At 71.5% G+C, this 22592-nt stretch carries 19 protein-coding genes; 17 read left to right on the plus strand and 2 right to left on the minus strand.

Annotation, left to right across the window (positions count from 1 at the left end; translation table 11 throughout):
- Position 1 precedes the first annotated feature (1 nt).
- The 10 genes from ACFZAM_RS10205 (at position 2) to ACFZAM_RS10250 (ending at position 13199) form a co-directional block, all read left to right on the plus strand.
- Positions 2 to 1441 carry an FAD-dependent oxidoreductase gene (locus ACFZAM_RS10205; protein WP_391044483.1) on the plus strand — a complete coding sequence of 480 codons (1440 nt, stop codon included), beginning with the start codon at positions 2 to 4 and terminating at the stop codon, positions 1439 to 1441.
- Positions 1431 to 2555 (plus strand): hypothetical protein, encoded by a 1125-nt coding sequence (locus ACFZAM_RS10210; protein WP_355344312.1) that lies wholly within the window; start codon positions 1431 to 1433, stop codon positions 2553 to 2555. Before ACFZAM_RS10205 ends, ACFZAM_RS10210 begins: the two co-directional genes overlap by 11 nt.
- A 37-nt stretch (positions 2556 to 2592) precedes the next feature.
- Entirely contained in the window at positions 2593 to 2967 is a 375-nt protein-coding gene (locus tag ACFZAM_RS10215) for a hypothetical protein (RefSeq protein WP_188281828.1), read from the plus strand.
- Positions 2967 to 4343 carry an NAD(P)-binding domain-containing protein gene (locus ACFZAM_RS10220; protein ID WP_391044484.1) on the plus strand — a complete coding sequence of 459 codons (1377 nt, stop codon included), beginning with the start codon at positions 2967 to 2969 and terminating at the stop codon, positions 4341 to 4343. Before ACFZAM_RS10215 ends, ACFZAM_RS10220 begins: the two co-directional genes overlap by 1 nt.
- 5 nt (positions 4344 to 4348) lie before the next feature.
- Positions 4349 to 6058, plus strand: a complete 1710-nt coding sequence (locus ACFZAM_RS10225) for a class I adenylate-forming enzyme family protein (RefSeq protein ID WP_355344300.1) — start codon at positions 4349 to 4351, stop codon at positions 6056 to 6058.
- 72 nt (positions 6059 to 6130) lie between these two features.
- Positions 6131 to 7570 (plus strand): FAD-dependent oxidoreductase, encoded by a 1440-nt coding sequence (locus tag ACFZAM_RS10230; protein WP_391044485.1) that lies wholly within the window; start codon positions 6131 to 6133, stop codon positions 7568 to 7570.
- A 39-nt stretch (positions 7571 to 7609) separates the two neighbouring features.
- Entirely contained in the window at positions 7610 to 8341 is a 732-nt protein-coding gene (locus ACFZAM_RS10235) for a spheroidene monooxygenase (protein WP_355344294.1), read from the plus strand.
- 76 nt (positions 8342 to 8417) lie between these two features.
- The gene (locus tag ACFZAM_RS10240; protein ID WP_391044487.1) at positions 8418 to 9263 is read left to right on the plus strand and encodes an alpha/beta fold hydrolase; all 846 of its coding nucleotides are present in this window, start codon (positions 8418 to 8420) and stop codon (positions 9261 to 9263) included.
- A 211-nt stretch (positions 9264 to 9474) separates the two neighbouring features.
- Positions 9475 to 11727 carry an FAD/NAD(P)-binding protein gene (locus ACFZAM_RS10245; protein WP_391044489.1) on the plus strand — a complete coding sequence of 751 codons (2253 nt, stop codon included), beginning with the start codon at positions 9475 to 9477 and terminating at the stop codon, positions 11725 to 11727.
- Positions 11724 to 13199 carry a lyase family protein gene (locus tag ACFZAM_RS10250; RefSeq protein WP_391044491.1) on the plus strand — a complete coding sequence of 492 codons (1476 nt, stop codon included), beginning with the start codon at positions 11724 to 11726 and terminating at the stop codon, positions 13197 to 13199. The genes ACFZAM_RS10245 and ACFZAM_RS10250 overlap by 4 nt, the downstream gene beginning before the upstream one ends.
- Before the next feature lie 178 nt (positions 13200 to 13377).
- Here the strand turns inward: ACFZAM_RS10250 and ACFZAM_RS10255 are convergent, their stop codons facing one another.
- Positions 13378 to 13917 (minus strand): DinB family protein, encoded by a 540-nt coding sequence (locus ACFZAM_RS10255; protein WP_355344282.1) that lies wholly within the window; start codon positions 13915 to 13917, stop codon positions 13378 to 13380.
- A gap of 53 nt (positions 13918 to 13970) precedes the next feature.
- Positions 13971 to 14651, minus strand: a complete 681-nt coding sequence (locus ACFZAM_RS10260) for a hypothetical protein (RefSeq protein WP_355344279.1) — start codon at positions 14649 to 14651, stop codon at positions 13971 to 13973.
- A gap of 330 nt (positions 14652 to 14981) precedes the next feature.
- Between ACFZAM_RS10260 and ACFZAM_RS10265 the strand changes: the two genes are divergently transcribed.
- The 7 genes from ACFZAM_RS10265 to ACFZAM_RS10295 all read left to right on the plus strand — a co-directional run bounded on the left by ACFZAM_RS10265 (position 14982) and on the right by ACFZAM_RS10295 (position 22523).
- Entirely contained in the window at positions 14982 to 16244 is a 1263-nt protein-coding gene (locus ACFZAM_RS10265; RefSeq protein ID WP_355344276.1) for a HupE/UreJ family protein, read from the plus strand.
- Between the two features lie 120 nt (positions 16245 to 16364).
- On the plus strand, positions 16365 to 18341 hold the full coding sequence (locus tag ACFZAM_RS10270; protein WP_391044496.1) for a fibronectin type III domain-containing protein: 1977 nt from the start codon (positions 16365 to 16367) through the stop codon (positions 18339 to 18341).
- A 126-nt stretch (positions 18342 to 18467) separates the two neighbouring features.
- Entirely contained in the window at positions 18468 to 19532 is a 1065-nt protein-coding gene (locus tag ACFZAM_RS10275; protein WP_391044498.1) for a WxL protein peptidoglycan domain-containing protein, read from the plus strand.
- Between the two features lie 118 nt (positions 19533 to 19650).
- On the plus strand, positions 19651 to 20178 hold the full coding sequence (locus ACFZAM_RS10280) for a hypothetical protein (protein WP_355344267.1): 528 nt from the start codon (positions 19651 to 19653) through the stop codon (positions 20176 to 20178).
- Between the two features lie 129 nt (positions 20179 to 20307).
- Complete coding sequence (locus ACFZAM_RS10285) at positions 20308 to 20673, plus strand: WXG100 family type VII secretion target (protein WP_223186817.1); 366 nt, start codon at positions 20308 to 20310, stop codon at positions 20671 to 20673.
- A gap of 27 nt (positions 20674 to 20700) precedes the next feature.
- On the plus strand, positions 20701 to 21015 hold the full coding sequence (locus ACFZAM_RS10290; protein ID WP_188281815.1) for a WXG100 family type VII secretion target: 315 nt from the start codon (positions 20701 to 20703) through the stop codon (positions 21013 to 21015).
- A gap of 161 nt (positions 21016 to 21176) precedes the next feature.
- A complete protein-coding gene (locus tag ACFZAM_RS10295; RefSeq protein ID WP_355344263.1) occupies positions 21177 to 22523 on the plus strand; it encodes an EsaB/YukD family protein in 1347 nt (448 codons plus the stop codon).
- Positions 22524 to 22592 lie beyond the last annotated feature (69 nt).

The following is a 22592-nucleotide window of genomic DNA, read 5'->3' on the forward strand; positions in this document are numbered from 1 at the left end:
CGTGCTGCATGTGACAGACGAGCCCAGCGCGGAAGCCGATGTCATCGTCGTCGGCGCGGGCCTGGCGGGACTGACGGCGACCCGCGAGCTGAAAGAGGCCGGGTGGACCGTCAAGACGCTCGAAGCGCGCGAGCGCGTCGGCGGACGGCTCAAGGGCCTCGACGTGGGCGGCGGCAAGGCGGTCGACCTGGGCGGCGAGTACTTCGGCGACAAGAGCACGATGATCGCCGAGACCGCCGAGTCCGTCGGCGTGACCGGCTTTCGCAGCTACGACGAGGGCGAACGCCTCACCTTCGTCAACGGCCGCCGCCACGCGTACTCCGGCCTGTTCCCCTGGCGGATGGGCCCGGCCGCCATCGCCGACCTCGGCCAGGCGATCCTGAAGATCGAGCGCATGGCGCGCACGGTCCCGCCCGACGGCCCGTGGAACGCGCCGAACGCCGAGAAGCTGGACAGCCAGACCCTCTGGTCGTGGATGCAGCGCAACGTCACCACCTCCACCGCGCGGGCCTTCATCACCATGATGATCGAGGCCGCCTTCTGCGCCCGCCCGGCCGACCTGTCGCTGATGCACGTGCTCTACTACGCCAACGCCTCCGGCGGCTTCCGCTACCTGCTGGAGGTCAGCGGCGGCATCCAGCGCTACCGCTTCGACGGCGGCGCGCACAGCATCCCGAAGAAGATGGCCGCGCGGATGCCCGACGAGGTACGCGTCGGCGCCGCCGTCCGCACCATCGAGCAGCGCTCCGACTCCGTCGTGGTCTCGGGCCCCGGCTTCGAGTACCGCGGCCGGTGGGTCGTCGTCGCCATCCCGGTCACGCTCGCCGGACGCATCACCTACGCGCCCTCGCTGCCCGGCTACCGCGACCAGTTCGCGCAGCGGATGCCCGCGGGCGCCGCCATGAAGTGCCTGGCGGTCTACGACGAGCCGTTCTGGCGCGCCGCCGGGCTCAGCGGCCAGATCACCAGCAGCGACGGCCCGTTCCGGGTCGCCTTCGACACCTCGCCCGCCGACGGCAGCCCCGGCGTGATGTCGGCCTTCGTCACCGGCTCCGCCGCCCGCGCGCTGACCCGCCTGTCGCCGTCCGAGCGGCGTACCGCCGTACTCGACGGACTGGTCGCCGGGCTCGGCGCGAAGGCGGGCAAGCCCCGCGAATTCGTCGAACAGAACTGGCTGGACGAGGAGTTCACCCGCGGCTGCTACCACGGCTTCGGCCCGCCCGGACTGTACACGGCGTACGGCAAGGCGCTGCGCGAGCCGATCGGCCGGATCCACTGGGCGGGCACCGAGAGCGGTGTCCACCAGATGGGTTCGATGGGCGGCGCCGTCGACTCCGGCCGCCGGGTGGCCCGCGAGCTGTTCGCGCGGGCGGCGGAGGAGCGCGGCGAGGAGCGCAAGCCGGACACCACGATCAGCGGCGCGGTGAGCCATGGCCAGTAGACCCAGACGCGCCGCCGCCCGGCCGCCGCTGCTCATCGTGGGCGGTTACGGAGTGGTGGGCGAGCACGCGGCGCGGCTGATCCGGCAGCGCCACCCCGACCTGCCGATCGTGCTGGCGGGCCGCAACCCCGAACGGGCGACGGCGCTGGCCGCGCGGATCGGCGCGAGCACCGCCGTCATCGACGTACGCGCCGAACGCCCGCTGGGGGCGCTGCCCGAGCGGCCCGCGGCCGTCCTCGCCGTGGTCAGCGACCCCGGCGACCACCTCATCGTGGACGCCATGCGCCGGGGCATCCCGATCGCGGACATCAACCGCGCGGGCCACGCCGGGATTCTCGACGTCACCGTCGCGGTCTCGCGTGAACGGCCCACGTCCCCCGTGCTGTTGTCCGGCGCCTGGTACGCCGGGCTCAACGCGCTGATGGCCGCCGCGGCCGTCCGCGAACTCGGCCAGGCCGAGCGGGTGGAGATCGCGGTGCTGTCCTCGTCCGACGACAAGGTCGGCCCCGACTCCTGGGGCTTCGCCGAACGGCTGGCCTGGCCGTACTACGCGATGCGCGACGGCAGGCGGCAGCCCACGCACCCGCTGACCGGCCGCCGCCTGGTGCGCTGCGCCGACGGCAACGAGCGGCCCGCCGCGTATGTGAGCACGCTGGAGCAGACCACCGTGCCGCTCACCCTCGGCGTGCCGACGGTCGAGACCCGCATCGCGCTCCAGAGCGTGCCGTCGCTGTACGCGATGATCGGGCTGAAGCGGTCGGGCGCGCTGCGGGCGCTGACCAAGCCGCCGCTGCACGGGGTGCGCGCGGCGCTCTTCCAGAGCGCGGGCACCGGCGACTTCTGCGGGCTCACCGTCACCGCGCACAGCGCGAACCGCTCGGTCTCCATCGATCTGCTCGACACCCGCGGCCAGGGCCACCTCAGCGCGATGGGCGCGGTCCGCGCGGCCGAGCGCGTGCTGAGCCGGGACCTGCCGGCCGGGATCTCGTTCCCCGAGCAGTCCGCGGAACCCGAGACGGACATCGAGATGTTGCGGCAGGCCGGAGTCGTCGTCCGGCTCACCGGCTTCGCCAAGGAATTCCCACCGACACCGGCTCCCAGTGCCACGACGTGATGTCGATGGCCGAGGCGCGAGAGGAACTCGCATCACTATGAACAAGAGCGATACGCCGGCTGTTCTGCTCAGCACCCTGCGTACGGTCGGCGCGGCGGCGTTCCTGGCGCCCGCCATCGGGGCGAAGAAGCTGCACATCAACGAGGACGCCGACGGCGAGTACCTGGTCCGGCTGTTCGCCGCCCGCAACATCGCCCTGATCGTGGGCGTCCTGGCCAGCAGGGGCGAGACCCGCAGGCTGCTGCTCAAGGCCGGCATCCTCTGCGACGGCCTCGACGTCGCGGCCGGAATCCTCGGCCACCGCAAGGGCCGGCTGAAGAAGTCCACCGTGGTCGACACCAGCGCCGCGGCCACCGCGACCCTGCTCGGCCTGCTGGCGCTGGCGAGCACCGAGCGCGCGGGGGAGTCCTGATGACCACCACGCACGAGCCGGTGGCCGATGCCGCGTCCGCGCCCGAGGACCGCAGGGACAAGGTCTGCGTCATCGGCGCGGGCTCCGCGGGCATCGCGATGTGCCGCTCGCTGAAGATCCGCGACATCGCCTTCGACGCCTACGAGCGGCGCTCGGAACTCGGCGGCCTGTGGCGGTATCCCGCGCAGGGCGGCAAGAGCTGTGCGTACCCGGCGCTGTTCGCCAACACCTCCAAGACCGTCATGCAGTTCCCGAGCTTCCCGATGCCGGACGACTACCCGGACTACCCCCACCACACCCAGGTGGCGCGGTACTTCGACTCCTACGTCGACCACTACGGGCTGCGCGAGCACATCCAACTGGACACCGAGGTCAGCCGGGTCGAGCAGGCGGCGGGCGGCGGCTGGGCGGTGACCTTCGGCGACGGCACGACGCATCTGTACCGCGCGGTGATGGTCGCCTCCGGCGGGCGGCACGGGCTGCCGCTCTTCGGCTCGTACGAGGGCAAGTTCACCGGCACCGAGATGCACTCCTACGACTACGAGGGTCCGGCGGACCTCGCGGGCAAGAAGGTCGTGATCATCGGTCTCGGCGCCACCTCCGCCGACATCGCCACCGAGGTGTCGCGCGTCGCGGAGGCCACCTACCTGTCGGTGCGCACCGGCCACTACGTCGTCCCGAAGATCCTCGAAGGCGGCCCGATCGACAAGCTGTCGCCGATGATGAAGAAGCTCTCGGTCGAACAGCGGCGCCCGCTGGTGACGTTGATGATCAAGCTGGTGCACGGCCACATGTCGGCGTACGGGCTGCCCGACCCGCCGTACAAGGTCGGGCAGGGGCCGCTGGTCGCCAGCAGCGAGCTGCTGCCCGCCATCGCGCACGGCAGGATCACCGCCAAGCCGGTGATCGACACGGTCGACGGCCGTACCGTCCGCTTCTCGGACGGCACCGAGACCGAGGCCGATGTGATCATCCACTGCACCGGCTACAAGATCGACTACCCCTTCCTCGACGACACGCTCGTCGGCGACGGCGAGGACGCGCCCGCGCTCTACCACCAGGTGGTGCCGCCGGAGACCGAGGGCCTGTACTTCATCGGCCTGCTGCACTCGATGATGTCGCTGATGCCGCTGGCCGAGTTCCAGTCGGAGTGGGTCGGCGACCTGCTGACCGAGACCGTCAGCCTCCCCTCGCGCGCGCAGATGTGGTCGGAGCTGAGGAACGCCCGCCGCCGCCAGGACAAGCGGTTCCACGACTCGTCCGGCCATCTGCTGGTCGACCCCAACGAATACGAACGGCTCATGGCGGACGAGCGCCGCAAGTACGCAACCACCGATCGCACGGGTGTCGGCACGGCAACCCGCAGGAAGGGATGAGTCGTATGGTTTCGATCGCTGGCGACCGGACACGGTCCAAGATCCCGCTCTCCGCCCGGCGTCTGGACGCGGCCAAGATGCTCAAGGCCCAGTTCAAGCCCGACCGGGTCGCCCTGGTCAAGCCGCTCAACGTCGGCCTGGTCGCCGAGCGCGCGGCCGAGAAGCACGGCCGGGTGCCGATCTACCTCGACCAGCCGTTCACCTGGGACCCCGAGCAGCGCGTCGAACTCGACTTCGTCGAATTCGCCACCCTGGTCGACCAGATGGCCGCCGTCCTGAAGTCCGCGGGCGTCAAGCGCTGGGACCGGGTCGCGATCGTCAAGTCGCCCAACTACGACATCCAGGCGCTGGCCTGGGCGACCGCCAGGATCGGCGCGATCCCCGCGCTGCTGTCGGCCCGCCTGGACCCGGACATCATCAACATCCTGCTGGAGCGCCTCCAGGCGAAATTCCTGGTCACCGACCCCGAGGTCGCCAAGTACGCCCGGCTGGACGGCGAGCGGCTGCGGCACCTGGGCATGACCGCCATCGCCGACATCGACGGCGGCATACCGGTGGCGGACCTGTGGGGCGGCCGGATTCCGGCGCCGAGTCCGCTCAAGGACGACGAGCCGATGCTGATCACCCACACGTCGAGCACCACCGGGGTGTCCAAGCTCGCCGAGGCGTCCGCCAAGGGCGTGTCCTACAACGCCCTGATGGAGTCGATCTTCCCCGGCTTCCACACCCCCGACGAGCTGTTCGCCAGCGCCATCTCGCACGTCCATGTGCGGGCCGCCATCACGCAGATGGCGTCCTTCTCGCGCGGCACCCCGCTGCTGGGCATCGCCAGGCCCGACGAGGAGACGATGCTGCGGCTGCTGCCCCAGTACCGGCCCACGATCCTGGAGTCGCACCCCAACAACTTCATGGGCTGGGAGCGGATCATCGACGATCCGTCGGAGCCGTTCTCCAGCATCCGGCTGTACTTCAACTCCTTCGACGCGATGCACCCGCGCACCATCCAGGCGCTGCTGGACGCGTCCAAGCGCAAGTACCCGGTCTGGCTCCAGTGCTACGGCATGACCGAGACGCAGGTGGTCTCGGTCCGCCCGTACACCCGTGGTTCGTTCGGCCGGCTCAAGGGCCGCGACACCCGCAGCGTCGGCTGGGAGGTGCCCGGCATCCGGGCCAGGATCGCCGACCCGGAGACCGGCAAGCGCCGCTCCGACCAGTCGGAACCGGGCATGATCCAGGTCAAGACCCCGGCCCGCGCGCTGTCGTTCGTGGGCACGCCGGAGAAGTTCGCCGAGCGGCGGCACGGCAAGTGGTTCGACACCGGCGACTGGGGGCGGCGCGGCCGGCTCGGGCAGATCGAGATCCTGGACCGCATCGCGGACCGGATCGAGGGCGTCGAGAGCTGCCTGTGGATCGAGGACGTGCTGCTGGAGCGGATTCCCAACGCCGAGGAGATCGTGGTCGTCCCCGACGAGCAGGGCAAGCCGGTCCCGGTGGTCTGCATGCGCGACGGGAAGTCCCTCGACCCCGAGGTCTGGAAGTCCGCCTCCGCCGGGATCACCGGCCTGGGCGTCCCGTTGGAGGTCACGCCCGACGACCTCCAGCGCACCGCGACCGTCAAGGCCCGGCGCTACCTCCTCACCGAGATGATCAAGAACCGCGACAACGGCGGTCTGGAGGCGGTCAGCCAGGACGTGGTGCTGCGCGACGGCGCGTAACCACGGTCCACGTCACGGCCGGTGCACGGCGGAACCCAGCGCGGATCGACACCCGAACTGTAGGAGAGGGCATTGCACGACATCAGCGAGTACCCATCGATAGAAGCCGATGTGATCGTCGTCGGTGCGGGTTTTGCCGGGATCACGGCCGCGCGCGAACTGAAGATGGCCGGGAAGAGCGTGGCGCTGCTCGAAGCCCGCTCCCGCCTCGGCGGCCGGTCGCTGAGCAAGCCCCTCGGGGACGGCAAGGTCGCCGAACTGGGCTGTGAGTTCTACGGCCAGGCCGGGACGATCAGCCACCGGGCCGCCCAGTCCGTCGGCATCAAGACCGCGAAGGTCTACGACACCGGCTACCGGCTGATCGACGACGGCGGCAAGATGCAGCCCTGGAAGGGCATGGCGCCCAAGGTCAGCGCGGCCACGCTGCTGGACTTCGGGCAGGCGGCGCTGCGCATCGAGCGGATGCGCCGCGAAGTACCGCAGGACGCCCCCTGGGAGGCCCCGCACGCCACCCAGTGGGACAGCGAGACCATGTGGTCCTGGACGCAGCGCAATGTCCGCACCAAGGGCGGCCGGGCCCTGATGCGGCTGATGATCGAGGCGGGCATGGCCGCCGCACCGGCCGACGTCTCCCTGCTGCACGTCCTCAACTACTCCAACGGCACCGGCGGGTTCAGGGCCATGACCCAGATCACCGGCGGCACCCTGGAGAACCGCTTCGTCGGCGGCTCGCACAACCTCGCGACGACCCTGGCGAAGACCGTCGACGACGAGACGTACCTCAACGCCGAGGTCCGCAGCATCCAGCACTCCGGCGAGCACGTCCGGGTACGCGGCGCCGGATTCGAGGCGGTCGGCCGCTGGGTCGTGATGGCCGTGCCCGTGCCGCTGGCCGGGCGGATCGAGTACGACCCGCCGCTGCCCGAGCACCGCGACCACGTCAGCCAGCGCATGACGATGGGCGCCGCCATCAAGTACCTGGCCCTGTACGACGAGCCGTTCTGGCGCGCCGAGGGCTTCACCGGGCATGTGATCAGCCACTCCAGCCCGGTACGCGCCACGGTCGACAGTTGCCCGCCCGACGGCACGCCCGGCGTCCTCACCGGCTTCGTCACCGGGCCGCCCGCCCGGCAGGTCGCCAAGCTGCCCGCGGGGGAGCGACGCGCCCTGGTCCTGCGGGAGCTGGAGCGCTTCTTCGGGCCGCGCGCGGGCAAGCCGTACGACCTGCTGGAGCAGAACTGGATGGCGGAGCCGTACACCCGCGGCTGCTACCACGCCTACGCCCCGCCCGGTCTGTACACCGAGTACGGTCCCGCGCTCAAGCAGCCGGTCGGCCGGATCCACTGGGCCGGAGCGGAGTCCGTGCCCCACGAGTTCGGGTCGATGTCCGGGGCGATCTACTCCGGCCGCCGCGTCGCCACCGAGATCATCGGGCGCGAGACCGGCGAGGACCCCGGGCGGCTGCTGGTGACCCAGAAGACCGCCGTGCCCGTCGAAGAGCCCACGCGATGAGATCCGGAAGCGCCCACGCGACGAAAGGCGACTGCCAGCGTGCCTGAGAACCTGGAAACACCCCGTATCGGCTCGGGCATGATCATGTCCCTGCACCTCGCCGAGGTCGGCCCCGCCAAGGCCATGAGCGCCCTGCGCAACGGGCCCAAGCCCGAGGCGCACGAGGGCCTGCACTGGGCGAGCCCCTTCCTGATGAGCCCGCTGCGCTCGCAGAGCGCGATGTTCGACGTCAAGCCCACCGGCGCCGCGATGATCGCCGCGTGGGACAACGACGAGGCGCTGGACCGCTTCCTGTCGCACCCGGTCGCCAAGCCGTACGAGAACGGCTGGCGGGCCCGGTTCGAGCCGGTCCGCACCCTCGGCGCCTGGCCCGGCCTGCTGGAGCTGCCGCGCCGCGAGATACCCGTGGACGATCACCCCATCGGGGTGCTCACCCTGGCCCGGGTACGCCTCAACCGGGTGGTGCCGTTCGTCGCCGCCGCCTCGCACGCCGAGCGCGACGCCGCCCACCACCCCGCCTTCCTCGAGGGCACCTCGCTGATCAGGCCGCCCAATCAGGTGGCGACCTTCTCGCTCTGGCGCAGCGTCAAGGAAATGCGCCAGTACACGGTCGGTTCCTACCCCGGCGGCCACGTCAGGGCGATGAAGAAGCACGAGGAACGCGATTTCCACCACGAAACGCTGTTCGTGCGGCTCAGGCCGTACGCGGTCGACGGACATTGGAGCGGGCGCAATCCGCTCGATATGCTCAAGCCGCTGACCACCAACTGAGGCCAATGCGGGGAGTGCTGACGGAGCATCCGTCAAATAAACCCCGCCACGGCGAGCCGACAGACGGGTTTGACGTATGACCATGGAACAGATCGAACTCTCGGCCGGGACGATCGACTACCAGGACACCGGCGGCGACGGGCCGGTGCTCGTCCTGCTGCACGGCCTCCTGATGGACGAGACCCTGTGGGCGGACGTGGTCGCCGATCTGCGCGCGGACCACCGGTGCGTGGTGCCGGTGCTGCCGATGGGCGCCCACACCAAGCCGGTCAAGGAGGACGCCGACCTTTCGCCGCGCGGACTCGCCCGGCTGGTCGGGGAATTCCTCGAACGGCTGGATCTGGACAATGTCACCCTGGTCGGCAATGACACCGGCGGCGCCGTCGTGCAATTGCTCGTGGACGAAGGCGCGCCGCGCGTCGGCTCAATTGTGCTGGCGTCCTGCGACGCATTCGACAACTTTCCGCCGGGGCTGACCGGCAAGACCGTCGTGATGACCGGCAAGTTGTCGCCCACCTTCTTCGGCCTTTTCATGCAGCAGATGCGGCTGAAGCTGGTACGGCGCCAGCCGATCGCCTTCGGCTGGCTCACCAAGCGGGGCGACGCCGTCAGCAAGAACTGGATCAAGCCGATCCTCGCCCAGGCCGACGTGCGGCGCGACACGGTGCGGGTGCTCCGCGGTATCGCCGCCGACAAGAAGCTGCTGGTCGGCGTGAGCGAGGGGCTCTCCTCCTTCGACCGGCCCGCGCTGGTGGTGTGGGCCGAGAAGGACCGCGTCATGCCGCCCGCGCACGGCCGCCGGCTCGCCGAGATCCTGCCGCAGGGAAGCCTCGTCGAGATCGCCGACAGCTACTCGCTCCTCCCGCTCGACCAGCCTGCCCAATTCGCCACCGCGGTACGGGAGTTCACCCGCAAGAGCTGATCCTCCCCATGCCGTGACGACCCGGTGCCGGCGGTTCGGGGCACCGCCCCGAGCCGCCCGTACGCCTTGCCCTGCCCGAAAACACCCGCCCACAAGGTTCCCTCTCGCCTCCGCCTCCCCTCATGGCAACCGCCCGCGCCGGTCACCACCGGCGTATCGCGCCCGCACCCGTGCCCGGTCGGGGGACCAGGCCACCGGATGGAGAAGACCCATGAGCATTGCGGCGGACCTCGCCGTCTGCCTCGTCGGCGCCGGCCCGCGTGGCCTGTCCGTACTGGAGCGGCTCTGCGCCCACGAGCGCAAGTCGCCCTCCTGCTCATCGCTGACGGTCCACGTGGTGGACCCCGCCGAGCCGGGGGCAGGAAGCGTCTGGCGCACCGACCAGTCGCGGCATCTGCTGATGAACACCGTCGCCTCCCAGATCACCGTCTTCACCGACGACCGGGTGACCATCGACGGCCCCATCGAGCCGGGCCCGAGCCTGTACGAGTGGGCGAAGGGCCTGCTGGGGCCGGGGGACGGCGACCCGGGGGCCGGGGCGCCGGGCGGTGCCGTGCCGGGGAGCCGTATGCCCGACGCGCACGACCCGGAGGACCTGGCCGAGGCCCGGCGGCTCGACCCCGACTCGTACCCCACCCGCGCCTTCTACGGCCGCTACCTGCGCTCCTGCTTCCTGCGGATCACCGGCAACGCGCCCGCGCACGTCACCGTCGAGGAACACCGCTCGCGCGCGGTGGCCGTCGCCGACGCCATGGGCGACCCGGACGGGCCGCAGAGCATCCGGCTGGACAACGGCGCATGGCTGCACGGGCTGGACGCGGTGGTTCTCGCCCAGGGCCATGTCGCCGCGCGCCCGACCCCGCGCGAGGAGCGCACCGCGACACTGGCCGCGATCCACCGGCTGACGTACATCACCCCCGCCAACCCGGCGGACGTCGACCTGTCCCGGATCGCTCCCGGCGAGACGGTGCTGCTCAGGGGCCTCGGCCTGAACTTCTTCGACCACATGACGCTGCTCACCGCGGGCCGCGGCGGCACCTTCCGCAGGGAGGGCGACCGGCTGGTCTATCTGCCCTCCGGGCGCGAGCCGTCGCTGTACGCGACCTCCCGGCGCGGGGTCCCGTACCACGCGCGCGGCGAGAACCAGAAGGGCGCGTACGGCCGTTACCACCCGCGGCTGCTCACCCCCGCCTACATCGCGGCCTCCCGCGACCGGGCGACCGGCGGTCCCGGACTGCACTTTCGGACCCATCTGTGGCCGCTGATCTCCAAGGAGGTCCAGAGCGTCTACTACCAGGCGCTGCTGCACGCCCAGGACCGCGCGGCGGAGGGCGCGGAGCTGGGCGTGCGCTTCCTGGAGACGGCCGGGTCGCGCGAGGAGACCGAACTCCTCGACAAGTACGGCGTCGAGCCGGAGGAGCGCTGGAGCTGGGAGCGGCTGCTGACGCCCTACCTGGGACGGCGGTTCGCCGACCGGGAGGAGTTCAGGGTCTGGCTGCTCGGGTACTTGGCGCGCGATGTGCGCGAGGCCAGGGCGGGCAATGTCAGCGGCCCGCTGAAGGCCGCGCTCGACGTGCTGCGCGATCTGCGCAACGAGGTGCGGCTGGCCGTGGACCACGGCGGACTCGACGGCACGTCGCACCGGGACGAGCTGGAGGGGTGGTACACCCCGATGAACGCCTTCCTGTCCATCGGGCCCCCCGCCTCCCGCATCGAGGAGATGATCGCGCTGATCGAGGCGCGGGTGCTGGTGGTCACGGGACCCGGCACCGAAGTGCGCCTCGACCCGGCCAGGCCCGCCTTCGTCGCCTCGTCGCATGTCGTGCCGGGGCCGCCGGTCGTGGCCTCCGCGCTGATCGAGGCGCGGCTGCCGGAGCCGGACCTGCGCCGGACCGCCGAGCCGCTGCTGAACTACCTGATGGCGACCGAGCAGTGCGCGCCGTACCGCATCCCGACCGGCTCGGGCGGCGGATACGAGTCCGGCGGCCTCGCCGTCACCGAGCGCCCCTACCGGCTGCTCGACCCGCGCGGGCAGGCGCATCCGCGCCGTTTCGCCTACGGTGTGCCGACCGAGTCCGTGCACTGGGTCACGGCGGCGGGCATCAGGCCCGGCGTCGACTCGGTGACGCTCGGCGACTCGGAGTCCATCGCGTGCGCGCTGCTCGCGCTGGCGGCGGGCGGCCGGGGCGCCGGTGACCCGGAGGCGCGGGGCGCGGTCCCCGCGGCCAGGCTGGCCGGGGCCGGGTCCGGGGTTTCGGGCAGCGGGGCTTCCGGGAGTGGGGTTTCCGGCAACGGTGTTTCCGGGAGCGGTGTTTCCGGCAGCGGGGCCGCGGGCAACGGGACTTCCGGCGAGGGGGCCACGGGTGCCGGTTCCGGCGTCGGCGCTTCCGCCGCTGTCGCCGGGGCTGCGGGCGCGGACCCCGCCGTACTGGCCGAGACCCACACCTTCGGAGTGATCGTATGAGCAGCCGGCCCAGTGAGCAGGACACCCTCATCGACGCCGGGCTGCTCTCGCCGGTCCGCGCGGGCACCCCGGTCGAGGCGGCGGTGTCCGACATCGCCTGGCTCCAGGCGATGCTGGACGCCGAATCCGCGCTGGCCCGCGCGCAGGCCAGGCTCGGCACGCTGCCGAAGTCGGCGGCCACGGCCATCGCGGCGGCGGCGCACACCGACCTGATGGACCTGCGCGCGCTGGCGCTCGCCTCCCGCGAGACCGCCAACCCGGTGGTCGGCCTGGTCCAGGCGCTGACCCGGGCGGTCGCCGAACACGACCCGGCGGCGGCCGAGTACGTCCACCGCGGCTCGACCAGCCAGGACGTCCTCGACACCGGGATGATGCTGGTCGCCGCGCGGGCGCTGCGGCTGATCCGCGGCGACCTCGCGCGGGTCGAGCGCGCGCTGGCCGCGCTCGCCGCCGAGCACCGCGACACCCCGATGGCGGGCCGCACCCTCGCGCTGCACGCCGTGCCGACCACCTTCGGCCTCAAGGCGGCGGGCTGGCGGCAGGGCGCACTCGACGCGGACGCCCGGCTGGCCGCGCTGCTCGACCACGGACTGCCGGTCTCGCTCGGCGGGGCCGCGGGCACGCTGGCCGGATACCTCGCGTACGCGCGGGTCGACGGGTACGGCGCCGGTGCCGGGGACACCGCCGCCGGTACGGGAGTCGACGGCGACGGGCAGGCCGGTGACCCGGGGGAGTACCTGGACGAGCTGGTCGCGGCCTTCGCCGACGAGACCGGCCTCGCCAGGCCCGTACTGCCCTGGCACGCGCTGCGTACGCCCGTCGCGGACCTGGCGGCGGCGCTCGCGCTCACCGCGGGCGTCCTCGGCAAGATCGCGGTCGACGTGCAGTCGCTGGCCAGGACCGAGGTCGCGGAGGTGGCGGAGCCGGGTGTCGCGGGGCGCGGTGCGTCGTCGGCGATGCCGCACAAGCGCAATCCGGTGCTGTCCACGCTGATCCGCAGCGCGGCGCTCCAAGTCCCGGTGCTGGCGGCCGGTCTGACGCAGTGTCTGGTCGCGGAGGACGAACGGTCGGCCGGGGTCTGGCACGCCGAGTGGCAGTTCCTGCGCGAGTGCCTGCGGCTGGTCGGCGGGGCCTCGCACACCGCGGCGGAACTGGCCGAGGGGCTCGCCGTCCACCCCGCCCGTATGCGTGACAACCTGGACATGACGGGCAGTCAGGTCGTCTCGGAGCGGATCGTGGCCGTCCTCACCCCGCATCTCGGCAAGGCCGCCGCCCGCGCGTTGCTCACCGCGGCCTCCGCGGCAGCCGCCGACTCCGGCCGCCCGCTCGCCGACGTCCTCGCCCAATCCCCTGACCTGGCGGGTCACTTCGGCCCGGACGAGCTGGCCGCCCTGTGTGACCCGACCGCGTACCCGGGCGCGGCGGGCGCCCTGGTCGACCGCGCGCTGCGCGAGGACGGGCCGAGGCCGTAGCGGGACCGCGCCGGCCGCGGGCGTGGCGGCGCGTCCGGAGCGCGCCCGCGGTGGCCCGATGTGACGGTCCGTCAGGCATCGGCCCTCGTCGCCGAACGCCCCGCCGGTCGCCGTGGTGACATGGCGTCAGGCATCCCCGTCGTGGCTCCCCAACTCACCGCCGCGCGGGGCGCGCTCGCTACTCCCCGGTGAGACCGTCCACCGACTCGCGGATCAGGTCCGCGTGGCCGACGTGCCGCGCGTACTCCTCGACCATGTGGAAGAGGATCCAGCGCAGGCTGGGCGCCCGGCCCGCGGCGTCCGCGCGCCGCGAGAGCGTGTCGAGCCCGCCCTCGGCCAGCGCCGCGGCGGTCAGTTCACGCGAGCGCGCGACGCAGTCCTCCCAGAGCGTACGGATCTGCTCGGGGGTGTCGTCCGCGGCCGAGTGCCAGTCCCAGTCGGCGTCCGCCGACCAGTCGACCGTGTCCCACGGCGCCTCCGGCGACCGCCCGGCCAGCCACTGCGAGAACCACCACTGCTCCACGTACGCCAGGTGCTTGAGCATGCCGCCCAGCGTCATGGCGGAGGTGGGAAGGGCCGCCGCGAGCCCGGCCGCGTCGAGTCCCGCGCACTTCCACGCCAGCGTCGCCCGCTGGAAGTCGAGGAAGCCCAGCAGTGTCTCGGTCTCCCCGCCCGTCTCGGGGGGAAGCGGCCGGCCCTGCTCGTCGATGTCGGTCATGAGCAGGGAGTATAGGAGCCGTTCGCGGTTCCGGGCGGTCGCCGCGGCTCCGCCTACACCTTGTCGAGCCAGATCACGATCCCGGTCAGGTCGCTGAGCACGGCCGCGACCCCCGCCCTGATCGAGGCCGCGCAGCGCGCGGCGGTGAACGAACCGGCGTCGTACGTCGAGGACATGCCGAGCCCTTCGCCGCGGAAGGACGCGCCGGACCAGTCGACGGCGGTGACATTGTGCGTCGGCTCGGCCAACTCCGCGCCCACGACGAGGAATTGCTGCGACAGGTGGTTCGCGGTGACCGGCACGAGCGGGTCGATCAGGTCGTTGCCCGCGCTGACGATGAGGTCCGCGTGCATGTCGAGCGCCCTGGTGACGCTCGGCAGCAGGTCGGCCGCACCGTCCGCGACGACGGTCCTGAGCTTGACGTGCTCCTCGTCCGCCCACTTCTTGACCGCGTCGACCAGCGACCGCGTCGGCCGGTCGGTGCCCGCGCTGAGCAGCACCACGCGGTAGCCCTTCGGCGGGTGGACGCCCTCCCACGAGCCGGGCGCCGGGGTGACGGTCGACTCGGGCGCGGGCGGCGACACGCTGTCCACGAAGCGCGGGCCGAGCGTGCCGACGGGCGAGGGTTTGGCGCGCGGCTGCGACCAGTCGTCGTCGGAGCCGCATCCGGCGGTTCCGAGGGCCAGCGCGGTGACCGCCGCCAGCATGGCAACGGCCCGAAGCGGGGGGCGCACGTCGATCGTCCTCCGAGATGAGTGGTGAGCGGTGAGCGGTGAGTGCTGAGCGATTGGTGCTGAGCGGTGAGCGGTGACTGCTGAGCGATAGGTGCTGAGCGCTGAGCGATAAGGGGTGAGCGAGGTGCCGAGGGCTTGCTGTGAACGGTGTGACGAGAGAACGCCCTGGTGAGAGCCATGGGCGGGTGCCGCGGGTCCATCCTGCGACGCCGATCGCCTCCGTGGGGAACCTCGAACGCCTTTGCGGACCTTGTTGGCCCAGGGTTCGCCGACCCGCCGGTTTCAGTTCACCCGTGACGTGCAGCGTGCTCCTCCTACCCAAGGAGTCCCATGTCAGAGCGGGTCCGTCGCGCCGTCATCTGCATCGCCGCGGCGCTGATCGGTTTCCTCGGCGCCGTCCAACCGGCGTTCGCCCACGGCTTCTCGTCCACCGCGTACGTCCATGTGACGGCGGCGGACGAGGGCCATGTCCGTACTTCCCTCAAGCTTGAATACGACCTTTTCGTCATATCCGCTGCCGATGCCGAACATGACGACGACCTCTTCCGCACCGGCAACGGCGCCTTCGACGCCGGTGACACCACAGCGCAGGCCGCGGCCCTCAACGCCCACAAGAAGTCGGCCGTCGCCTATGTCACCCAGCGCTTCTCGGTCACCGCCGCGGGCAAGGCGTGCGCGCCGGAGCAGGTCGGCGACTTCACGATGGACCGGCAGGAGGGGGTGCCGTACACCGTCCTGCTGCTGGACTGGGACTGCCAGGAGCTGGCCGGTGACCACCGGGTCCGCAGCGGTCTGTTCCCCGACAGCGAGACATACGTCCGCGGTACGAAGACGATCGTCACGTACGACCTGGACGGCCGCTCCGGCAGCGCGGCGCTCGACGCGGCGCACCCGTCCTTCTCGATCGATCAGCCCTGGTACGCCTGGTTCTGGGAGTTCTTCCGGCTGGGCGCCGAGCACCTGCTGACCGGCACCGACCACATCCTGTTCCTGCTGGCGCTGATCGCCGGGTCGCGGCGGCTGCGCGAGATCGTGCTCGCCGCCACCAGCTTCACGCTCGCGCACTCGGTGACCTTCATGCTCGCCGCGCTCGGGGCGGTCGACGTGCCGTCGCGGCTGGTCGAGCCGGTCATCGCGCTGTCGATCGCGGTGGTCGCGGGCTGGCACCTGTGGCGGATACGGCAGCGCGGCAGCCACGCCTCCGACCTGGATCCGGGCGCTTCGGCCCGGGGCGCCTCCGGCTCGGGGCCCGGCTCCGGCGGGCGCGGCTTCCTGCGCGACCACGTCGCCCTCGACCGGGCGGGCTGGCTGCGGCTCGCGGTGGTCTTCTGCTTCGGCCTCGTCCACGGCCTTGGCTTCGCGGGCGCGCTCGGCATCGACCAGGCGTGGTCCTGGACGCTGCTCGGCTCCCTCCTGGTCTTCAACGTCGGCATCGAGGTCGTGCAGTTGTCGATCATCGCCGTCGTCTTCCCGCTGCTGGCCCTGCTGCGCCGCCGTTCGCCGACCGCGGGGCTCTGGGTGACCGGCACCGTTTCCGCAGGTGTAGCGCTTATGGGACTTGTGTGGTTCCTGCAACGGGTGGGCGGTGGCTGAGCCTTCAACTGAGGTGAAGTTCAGGTCAGGCGAAGATCGCATTTGCCGCCTGTTTACCAACCGATGGGAGCTTGATGACCTCAGCTCCATGCAGTTCCGTCCAAAAAGGAACAAACACAGATGAGATCGATCAGATCGGTACGGACCCACGGGTCCGTACGACGCCGCGTGGTCACCGGGGCCACCGCGGTCACCATGGGTCTGGCGCTCGCCGTCGGCGCGGGACTCACCTCCCCCGCCGTGGCCGCCGACCCCGCCGCCCTCACCAGCATCATCCTCGGTGTCGGCGCGAACGAGACGCAGCGCACGGTGACCTGGTACTCCTCGGCCGACATGGCCCAGGTCATCCAGGCCGCCCCGACCGCGACCCTGGTCAACGGTGAATTCCCGGCGGACGCCGCCACGTTCGACGCCATCGGCGGGGCGAACATCGCCACCAGCGGCGGCTTCAACCGGCACGCCACCATCACCGGCCTGAAGGAGAACACGGCGTACTCCTACCGTGTCGGCTCCGTGGGCAACTGGTCGCAGACCTACGCCTTCAAGACGCAGGACTTCGAGGGCGACTACGACTTCCTGTTCTACGGCGACCCGCAGATCGGCTCCTCCGGCAACCTCGCCAAGGACCAGGCGGGCTGGAAGGACACGCTCGACGTCTCGCTGGCCGCCAACCCGAACGCCGAACTGCTGGTGTCCGGCGGCGACCAGGTCGAGACCGCGAACACCGAGGCGCAGTGGGACTCCTTCCTGGCCCCCGACAAGCTCCGTCAGTACCCGTGGGCCGCGACCATCGGCAACCACGATGTCGGCGGCAAGGCGTACGAGCAGCACCTGTACACCCCGAACACCGACCGTTCGGCGCCGTACTACGCCAACGGCAACCCGGGCTCGAACACCTCGGGCGGTGACTACTGGTACATCTACAAGGACGTGCTGTTCATCGACCTGAACAGCAACAGCTACGCCGCCTCCTCGGGCGGCGGCGGTGACGAGGCGCACGTCAAGTACGTCACCGACATCATCAACAAGCACGGCTCCGAGGCCAAGTGGAAGGTGCTCACGTACCACCACGCGATCTACTCCCCGGCCAGCCACGCCAAGGACTCGGACAACAAGCAGCGCCGTACCGACTTCACCACCGCCTTCTCGCAGCTCGGCGTGGACGTCGTCCTCCAGGGCCACGACCACAGCTACTCCCGCAGCTACCTGATCAAGAACGGTCAGAAGGCGGACGCGGCCGAGCAGCCCGGCCAGGCGGACGTGTACCCCGGTCCCGGCGGTGTGCTCTACGTGACGGCCAACTCGGCGTCCGGCTCGAAGTACTACGACATCACCAAGCCGGACAGCAGCGGCACCGGTGTCACGGGCCAGGGTCCCGACCCGCTGAACCCGGACAGCTACTGGTACAACTCGGTGCAGAACCAGGAGCACGTGCGCTCCTACGTCAAGGTCCAGGTGCGCAACGACAAGCTCGTCGTCGAGAACCTGCGCAGCGGCACCTGCACCGCGCCCAACGCGGCGGTCGAGCTGGGCCAGGTCTCCTGCGTCAACACCCCCGAGGGCCAGCCGATCGGCTCGGTCGTCGACAAGGTGACGGTGCACCCGTACCACGGCACCGGCCAGGACCTCGCGGTCAAGGTGCCCACCGCGCCCCCCGGCGAGTTCGGCTGGACCATCGACGGCTACAACGGCCTGGTGGACCTCGGTACCGCCAAGGACCACGACGGTGACTACTTCGACGCGACGGGCACGATCAACCCGATCGTCGTGTCGGACAGCCGCCGCTCGCTCGCTCCCTGGTCGATCTCGGCCAGCGTGGGCGACTTCACGGACGGCGCCAAGAAGTTCTCCGGCGCGTACCTCGGCTGGACGCCGAAGATCCTCGCCCCCGGCGCGGGTGCCAAGGCCGGCGGCACGGTCAACTCCGGTTACGACGGCGGCTCCGGCCTGTCCGTCTCGCGCGGCCTCGGCTGGGCGGACCAGGGTCACACCAAGGGCACGGCCAAGCTCGGCGCCGACCTGGATCTGAAGATCCCGGGCAGCGTCGCCAAGGGCGACTACCGCGCGACTCTCACGATCACCGCGCTCAGTAGCTGATCCCGCCCGCTTGACCGCTCCACCTGAGTGACCCCGCACCACCCGGTGGGGCAGGCGCCCGCGGGCGCCCGCCCCACCGGTTCCTCAGCTCCGACAGCTCCGACCAGAACGCCCGAGGACCCCGACATGCATGTGCCCGTGACCCGCCGGACGACCGTCGTCGCCACCTTCGTCCGTACCGCCGTCCTGGCGCTGCTCCTCGCCCTCGCGGTCACCGGTCTGTCCGCGCGACCGGCCGCCGCCGCCGAGGGCGACGTCGCCTGGACCGTACGCACCGCGTCGAACAGCTTCGGCGCCGACCGGTCGAGCTACAGCTACGCCGTCAACCCCGGCGGCAAGGTCGAGGACGCGATGGTCGTCGCCAACCGGGGCAAGGCACCGGTCGACCTCGGCGTGTACGCCGCCGACGGCTTCACCACCGACAAGGGCCAACTCGACCTGCTGCCCGCCGACAAGAAGTCCCGCGCGATCGGCGTGTGGGCGCGCGCGGCGCGCGAGCGCGTCGTGGTCCAGCCGGGCAGGACCGTCGAGGTGCCCTTCACCCTCGCCATCCCGGCCAACGCGACGCCCGGCGACTACGTGGGCGGCATCCTCACCTCGCTGACCCAGCCCGACGACGCGCAGGGCATCAACGTCGACCGGCGGCTCGGCATCAAGATCAAGCTGCGGGTCAGCGGCGCGATCAAGCCCACGCTCGCGGTGGAGGACCTGCACGTCTCCTACGGCGGTACGGCCGCCCCCTTCTCCAAGGGCGACGCCACCGTCACCTACCGCATCCGCAACACCGGCAACGCGATCATGTCGACCCGTCAGTCGGTCAAGCTCAAGGGCCTGTTCGGCTGGTTCGCGGTCACCGGCGGCAAGACGGCCACGCCGCCCGAACTGCTCCCCGGCGAGAGCTGGAAGGTGAGCGTGCCCGTCCACGACGTGGCCCCCGCCGTCCGCCTCACCGCGACCGTGACCCTCACCCCGCTGTTCACCGACGCCTCCGGCTCCACCACCCAGCTCAAGACCGTCCAGTCCACGGCCCACACCTGGGCCTTCCCCTGGACCCTCAGCGCCCTCGTCCTCGTCCTCCTCGCCCTGGCCGTCGCCGCCTTCCTCCACACCCGCCGCACCCGCACCAAGCGCAAAGCCGCCGAGGACGCCCGCGTCCGCACCGCCGTGGAACAGGCCCTGCGCGAGGCGTGAGCCACCTGGGGCCTCCGGGGCAGGCACCAACGGCGCGGCTGTCAAAATTCTTTGACAGCCGAGCGCGTTGTCAGGGAACCTTGAGGAACGTTTTTCCCGGTGCGGAGAGGGCTGAGCCATGGAGTGGGTGGACGAGACCCGGCGCCACACCGGTTATGTGACAGCGGTGTTGGCCGACGGCGCGGAACCGGCGACGCCGCCCGAGGGCCGTCAGCCCTGGTGGTCGTACAACGGAGCGGACGGCCCCCGTGCGATCGGCGTCAAGGGCGCCTGCGAGTGCGGCTGGCGCGGCGCCGAGACCCACCCCATCATCCGGGGCGACGACGACGCCACCGAGGGCAACGACTCCCGCACCGGCCCGATGGCCGACTGGGAGTACCACGTCACCGCGACCGAAGGCGCCGTCCCCCACGACGTCGAGCAGATGCTCGCCGCCCTGCGGCGGCGCGTCGAGGAACTCTCCCGCGACCAGCCCCTCACCGCGCTGCGCGTCGTCGCCCGCGTCGAAGAGACCGCCCCCGCGCTCAGCCGCGAAGCCGTCCGCGCCGCCCGCCGCTCCCTCGTCTCCTGGGAGGCCATCGGCCGCGCCTTCGGCACCAGCCGCCAGACCACCCACGCCCGCTTCGCCCGCCACCTCCCCGACTGACCGGCCCGGCCCCCCGCTCCCGACGCGTTCAGAACCTGCTCAGACTCTGCTCACTGCGGCTCGTGCGGCCCGGACCGGGCCCAAACGGTGTTTGACTGCCGGGGTATCGGGCGAGGAAGGGCGGATTCCATGGCTGACCAGCCTTCTGTGAGCGTCGGTGGCGTCACGTACCGGGTCACACCCGAGTACCTGGCCACCGCCTCCAGCAACACGATGTCCACGGCGAGCGAGATCGCCGGGCAGTTGGCGGAGCTGAAGACGTATGTGAGCAGTCTGGAAGCGAGTTGGCAGGGCATCGCCCACAACCAGTTCCAGACGCTGATGGCGGAGTACGACGTCTACGCGCGGATGCTGCACGACGCCCTGGAGGGAATCTCCAAGGGCCTCCAGGGCAACTACGTGAACTACAAGGACTCCGAGCAGCAGAACCTCAACAACCTCGCCGCGCTCGGCGAGGACCTGCCGAAGGCACCGTCCGGCACCAACTTCAACTGATCCGGGCCGCACAACGAGGAGCGATTCATGGCCGATATCGACGGCACGCCGATCTACGTCGGTGAGGGACTGGCGGCGGCGGGCGGCGTGATCAACGCCAGGGCCGGGGAGATCTCCGGCGAACTCCAGTCGCTGAAGTCGCAGTTGGCGCCGATGGTGGAGGCGTGGCGGGAGAGCCAGGCCGCCACCTACTACCAGGACATGCAGAACGAGTGGGACCTGGCGGCCGACGGCCTGTTCGGACCCGACGGTGTGCTCGGCCGCATCGCCCAGGCGATGCATGTGAACTGGAGCAATTACAGTGACGCCGAGTGGTCCAACATCTCCACCTGGCGCCACTGAGACCGGCACCACGAAGACCACGCGTCACAAAAACCCCACGCCACCGAAACCAGGCGCCGCCGAACGCCGTCTTTGACGTCGGTGTCTCCGAACCCGGCGGCACCGACCCACCGCGGCCCGCGGACGCGCGGCCGTGAGGTCCGACACCGAAGGAAACATCCGTGCCCGATGAACGCTGCCGGGTTACCGTGGTCGGCGAACGCAGGCGGATCGACCTCGCGCTTCCGGCGCAGGCCCCGATCGCCGAGTACGTTCCCCGACTCGCCTCCCTATGCGGGCAGTCCGAGTCCGAGGCGCTGCCGCCGGTCTGGTCGCTCGCCGAGTCGGGCGGCGCTCCGATGGCCCCCGGCGACTCGCTGTCGGCGGCGGGCATCGTGGACGGCGCCACCTTGTACCTGCGCGACCAGCGGGCGGCGGAACTGGGCGAGTTGACCGTCACCGACCTCGACGAACAGGTCGCCAGCGCCCAGGACGACGGCGGCCTGTGGAGCTCCCGCCGCCGCGCCCAGTGCGTCGTGGGCGCGGGCCTGGTCTTCATGGTGGCCGCGGCGGCCTGGCTCGGCGCGCTGCGGCCGGCCGGCCCGTGGGCGGCGCTGTTCGCGCTCGCCGCGCTCTGCTCGGCGCTGCTCGCCTGGTACGCGGAGCGCAAGAACTGGCCGCTGCCGCGCGCCGTACGGCAGTTCTTCGCGCTCGCCACCGTCCCGCTGCTGGCCTGCGTCGGCCTGGACGGACCGGTGCACGGTCCTGTCGCCACCCCTGTACTCGTCTCCGTCTTCGCCGTGCTCGGCGCGGTGATCGGGCTGGTCGCGCTGCCGTCGCCCGCCACCGTGGTGCTCAACCTGCTCACACTGGTGGCCGCGCTGCTCACCGTGGCGCTGACCGCCTCGCACGCCGGGCTCACCGGCTCCGCCGCCGTCGTGTCCGTGGCGCTGTTCCTGACCGCGGGGCTGCTGCCCAGGGCCGCGGGCCAGATCGCGGTGCTCGTGCCCTCGGGACCCGACGTCAGCGCGCCCGCGCTGGACGACGGGACCGTGGCCACCGTCGTCCACCGCAGCAACGCGCTGCTCACCCTGCTCAGCGTGGTGAGCGGGGTGTTCCTCGCGGCGGCCCTGCTCACCCTGAGCGCGTCCCACGACGTCTACGCCCTCGTGCTGGCGGGCTGCGTCAGCGTCGGACTGCTGCTCCAGGCCGCGACCGTACGCGTACTGAGCGCGGTGGTACCGCAGTTGGCCGCCGGGGTGCTGGGGCTCGTGGCGCTGACCGTACGGGTGCCGCTGTACGCGTTCGACTCGCGGCTGGCGGGCCCGCTGGCCGCCTTCGGCGTGGGCGCCGTTCTGGTCGCCTGCGGACTCTTCCTCGCCTTCGGCGCGGCTCTGCGGCCCATCGAGCCGGACCGCCCGACCTGGCCCGCGGCCGTCACCAGCGTTCTGTTCGTGGCCGCCGTACCGCTGGCCGCCGGGGTGTTCGGCCTCTTCGGCTGGCTGGCCGACCTGGGGAGCGGCCTGTGACCGAGCGACCCGGGACCCGGCACGTCCGCCCGGTGACCCGCTCCTCGACTCGCCCCTCGACCCGCCCCG

This window comes from Streptomyces sp. NPDC008079 (assembly GCF_042957385.1).
GTDB lineage: Bacteria > Actinomycetota > Actinomycetes > Streptomycetales > Streptomycetaceae > Actinacidiphila.

What these genes read in the sequence shown, in the direction of transcription:
- ACFZAM_RS10210 (WP_355344312.1), top strand. Translation starts at nt 1,431, where the DNA reads ATGGCCAGTAGACCCAGACGCGCCGCCGCCCGGCCGCCGCTGCTCATC.
- ACFZAM_RS10215 (WP_188281828.1), top strand. Translation starts at nt 2,593, where the DNA reads ATGAACAAGAGCGATACGCCGGCTGTTCTGCTCAGCACCCTGCGTACG.
- ACFZAM_RS10220 (WP_391044484.1), top strand. Translation starts at nt 2,967, where the DNA reads ATGACCACCACGCACGAGCCGGTGGCCGATGCCGCGTCCGCGCCCGAG.
- ACFZAM_RS10225 (WP_355344300.1), top strand. Translation starts at nt 4,349, where the DNA reads ATGGTTTCGATCGCTGGCGACCGGACACGGTCCAAGATCCCGCTCTCC.
- ACFZAM_RS10240 (WP_391044487.1), top strand. Translation starts at nt 8,418, where the DNA reads ATGACCATGGAACAGATCGAACTCTCGGCCGGGACGATCGACTACCAG.
- ACFZAM_RS10245 (WP_391044489.1), top strand. Translation starts at nt 9,475, where the DNA reads ATGAGCATTGCGGCGGACCTCGCCGTCTGCCTCGTCGGCGCCGGCCCG.
- ACFZAM_RS10250 (WP_391044491.1), top strand. Translation starts at nt 11,724, where the DNA reads ATGAGCAGCCGGCCCAGTGAGCAGGACACCCTCATCGACGCCGGGCTG.
- ACFZAM_RS10255 (WP_355344282.1), bottom strand. Translation starts at nt 13,917, where the DNA reads ATGACCGACATCGACGAGCAGGGCCGGCCGCTTCCCCCCGAGACGGGC.
- ACFZAM_RS10265 (WP_355344276.1), top strand. Translation starts at nt 14,982, where the DNA reads ATGTCAGAGCGGGTCCGTCGCGCCGTCATCTGCATCGCCGCGGCGCTG.
- ACFZAM_RS10270 (WP_391044496.1), top strand. Translation starts at nt 16,365, where the DNA reads ATGAGATCGATCAGATCGGTACGGACCCACGGGTCCGTACGACGCCGC.
- ACFZAM_RS10275 (WP_391044498.1), top strand. Translation starts at nt 18,468, where the DNA reads ATGCATGTGCCCGTGACCCGCCGGACGACCGTCGTCGCCACCTTCGTC.
- ACFZAM_RS10280 (WP_355344267.1), top strand. Translation starts at nt 19,651, where the DNA reads ATGGAGTGGGTGGACGAGACCCGGCGCCACACCGGTTATGTGACAGCG.
- ACFZAM_RS10285 (WP_223186817.1), top strand. Translation starts at nt 20,308, where the DNA reads ATGGCTGACCAGCCTTCTGTGAGCGTCGGTGGCGTCACGTACCGGGTC.
- ACFZAM_RS10290 (WP_188281815.1), top strand. Translation starts at nt 20,701, where the DNA reads ATGGCCGATATCGACGGCACGCCGATCTACGTCGGTGAGGGACTGGCG.